General features: G+C 36.0%; 2 protein-coding genes. Both read right to left on the bottom strand.

The genetic code is table 11. From position 1 onward, the window contains the following. Nucleotides 1–160: 160 nt before the first annotated feature. Complete coding sequence (locus EO117_RS08990; RefSeq protein WP_126940108.1) at nt 161–1,429, bottom strand: S-layer homology domain-containing protein; 1,269 nt, start codon at nt 1,427–1,429, stop codon at nt 161–163. 276 nt (nt 1,430–1,705) lie between these two features. Then, nucleotides 1,706–2,935, bottom strand: a complete 1,230-nt coding sequence (locus EO117_RS08985) for an S-layer homology domain-containing protein (protein WP_126940107.1) — start codon at nt 2,933–2,935, stop codon at nt 1,706–1,708. Nucleotides 2,936–3,383 lie beyond the last annotated feature (448 nt).

Here is a 3,383-nt window from a genome sequence, read left to right as displayed (position 1 = left end):
TTTACATAGGCTTATTTAAGTGCGCCTAAAAACGGAAAAACTACCAAGATATCTTGTGATAGTATTATCTCAAGAAGCTTGGTAGTTTCTGCATGCAAAAGGGACCGTAACGAAAATGTAAAAAAGTACATTTTGTTACAGCCCCGTGTATTATCTTTATCTAAAAATTAACATTTACATCGATACCATAATAATTTGGTAATTTTATGCCGTCTTGTGTTTTACTGTGGTAACCAGCATACGCAGATACCCCAAGATTTTTAGCAATCGTATAGTCTACTGTTCCTAACCAACCTTTATAATCGGCATGACCATAATCATCGTTTCCAACCTTATGAGTAGGTGTTTTCCATGTTCTGTATTTTACAAATGTTTCTTTTTTAAAGTCAAAATATTGAATCTTAGCTCCCCATGTACCTGGTTTTGTGATATCAGCCTGGCCGTAGCCAACACCAGCAGTCCATGCTTCACCATTTGCTCCTTGTCGCTCTTTTCTAATATATTCGCCACCTAGCCAAATATTATTATTATGACCAAGCCTTACATCTAAAGAAGCGCCAAATATGTCTGTTGCTTTTTTAGTTTCATATCCATTATTTTTTGAACCATGACGATCTAAATAATATCCTTTAACTGCAGCATTATCATTTATACGATAGTTCAGCTGATATACAGACACAGCTTTATCATTAGACTCAATATATCCATAAGCAAAAATTGCATTTAACTTATTTCTATCATAGTTTACTACTGCACCTCGTAATTGATCATCATAGGAAAGACCATTACCAACAATATAATCTTTTTTACCTACAGTAACTAAAGCATGATTGTTCATTTTATATTGTACATATGCTTCATCTATACCATTTCCAGCATCCCCTCCTGGACCAGAGGAGTTACCTTCAGGACTGAAAGACGTGTCTCCTGAATACAAGCGTACGCCTACTTTTGTTCTATCGTTAGCTTCTGCTTCAAATTTTACTCTTGCACGATATAAAAAGGCCGATGTATCCGACTTAGTATTTTTTTCACGAAGATCCATATTCATATATCGTAATCGTGCATCTCCACTAAACTTAAAGTTCCCCACTTTATCTTCTAATCTATTCACTCGCACACCAAATGCTTGTAATTCATTAGCAAACTCATTATCCAGACGTTGAATCAATGCTCTTTGCTCAGCTGTTACTTCATCTTGGTGTGCATCAGCTCTAGCAATCATTTGTGCCATTTCATACCGAGTGATATTACGTTGACCTTTGAACGTGCCATCTGGATAACCCTGGATAACCCCTTCTGCTGCTAAACGTTCCACTGCTTGGTACGCCCAATCTTGTGCTGTTACATCAGAAAATGGATGTGCTGCCAAGACAGATGTCACACCCAACACTGCTGTTGCTGCTAATACTGCTAATTGTTTTCTCATATTAAATACCCTTTATAAAACAAATAATACTCTTGTCCATTCCATATAGAAGATCCATACAGTTCTGTCTTACACTCCAGCTAATACATCAGGCTCTTATGTCAGCCAGTACACCTATAACCCAGTATAGCTCCCCTCGCTATATGTATTAGACTTTCTTTAATAGTATCATAGGCATAGATTAAATGCAATTTATATAGAATTGTATACACATTTTGTCAACATACGCAAAAAGAACTCCCGAAGGAGTTCTTTTTTATATGTGTGACTATCAAATTAGAATTTGTAGTTAAGTTCTGCACGATAGTATTCTGGCAAGTTGTTATTTTCTTTCTCTTGATTTTTGCTATGGAATGTAGCATAAGCAGAAAGACCAACGTTTTTAGCTACAGTGTAGTCAACAGTTGCTAAATAACCTTTGTAGTTTTTATTTTGCTTTCCTAAATGCCAAATATTGTCTACTACTGGAGCATCCTCTTTCAAATCAAAGTATTGAACTTTTGTGCCCCAAGTACCAACTTTAGCCATATCTGCAGTACCATAACCTAGACCTGCAGTCCAAGCTTCGCCAGCAGCGCCGGTAGTTTCTTGTTTAATATATTCGCCACCAACCCAAACTTTTTTGCCAAGTTTAAGATCTAAGGATGTACCATATACATTATTAGTGTCTTTTTCATGAATATCAGCATAGAAACCTTTTACTGCTACTTTTTCAGTTGGCATATAGTTTGCTTGATAAATTGTTGTTTGTACATTAGCTTTTCTTTCAAGGCCTTTGTTTTCACCACTCATGAGGTAACCGAATGCTACAGATGCATTTAATTTATCTTTACCAGCTGTTGCTACAACACCTTCATAAGCACCATCATATGCAAGACCATTACCAACAACCAAGTCTTGACGACCAGCAGTTGCAGTTACATATTTACCAAAGTTATGTTGAACATATACACGATCTACAGATGCGTTTAAATTATTTTCTTTGTCATTTTGACCGAACTCTTTTTTTGTAGCTAAACGCACTACTGCTTTTGTATTGTCATTTACTGTAGCATCGAATTGTACACGAGCACGGTAGTCAAATTTAGATTTATTAGAATCAATTACAGATTTATCTGTTACATTTTGGTAACGAAGACGAGCATCGCCAGTGAATTTGAAGTTGCCTACTTTGTTTTCCAATGTGGAAACGCGAACGCCTAAGTTATTCAATTCAGTAGAGAATTCGTTAGCTAAACGATTGATGATAGCATTTTGTTCAGCGTCAACACGTTCTTGATGAGCCATAGCTTTTGCTACCATTTGAGCCATTTCAAAACGAGTGATGTTGTGTTGTCCTTGGAAAGTACCGTCTGGGTAGCCGTTAACTACGCCTTGTGCTGCTAATTGAGCTACCGCTCTATATGCCCAATCTTGTGGAGTTACGTCTGCGAATGGGTTTGCTGCGAATGCAGATGTTACACCCAATACTGCTGTTGCAGCTAATACTGCTAAATGTTTTTTCATGATATTTACCTCTCAATGAAAATAAAATAATATACACCGTCTTCTAAGCTTAGATAGAATGATGATATCATTGCACCACTTTTCAATGGAGTATCCATGTTCCCTCACATACTTGTAGATACATTGCATCTTCTTTCTATATATGCTTATCTGACTTGTACTCATCATAACACAATTAAAAATAAAATTCAATACCCTATTATTATTTGCTTACACCATATGGATGTATTGTCTGAGTATTACCTTCTATTACATATACTATCATCCAGTATTATAAATTATCTTGATCAAGGCTCTTTGTCTACTATTGCTTGAACCATAGCAGAATAGTCCAATAGGTTCTATTTTCAGGATTTTGTATTTAGAAAAAAGGCTCTATAATAAATGTTGGGGCTACTCATATAAGAGTAGTCGCCAACATTCTTTTTTTGCAATAAAATAGACATAT

Origin of the sequence: Veillonella sp. VA142 (assembly GCF_003992135.1) — a bacterium.
Lineage (GTDB): Bacteria > Bacillota > Negativicutes > Veillonellales > Veillonellaceae > F0422.
This window is presented reverse-complemented; position numbering and strand designations above follow the sequence as displayed.

Excerpts from the sequence above, each read along its gene's own strand:
- EO117_RS08990 (WP_126940108.1), bottom strand. The coding sequence starts at position 1,429 with ATGAGAAAACAATTAGCAGTATTAGCAGCAACAGCAGTGTTGGGTGTG.
- EO117_RS08985 (WP_126940107.1), bottom strand. The coding sequence starts at position 2,935 with ATGAAAAAACATTTAGCAGTATTAGCTGCAACAGCAGTATTGGGTGTA.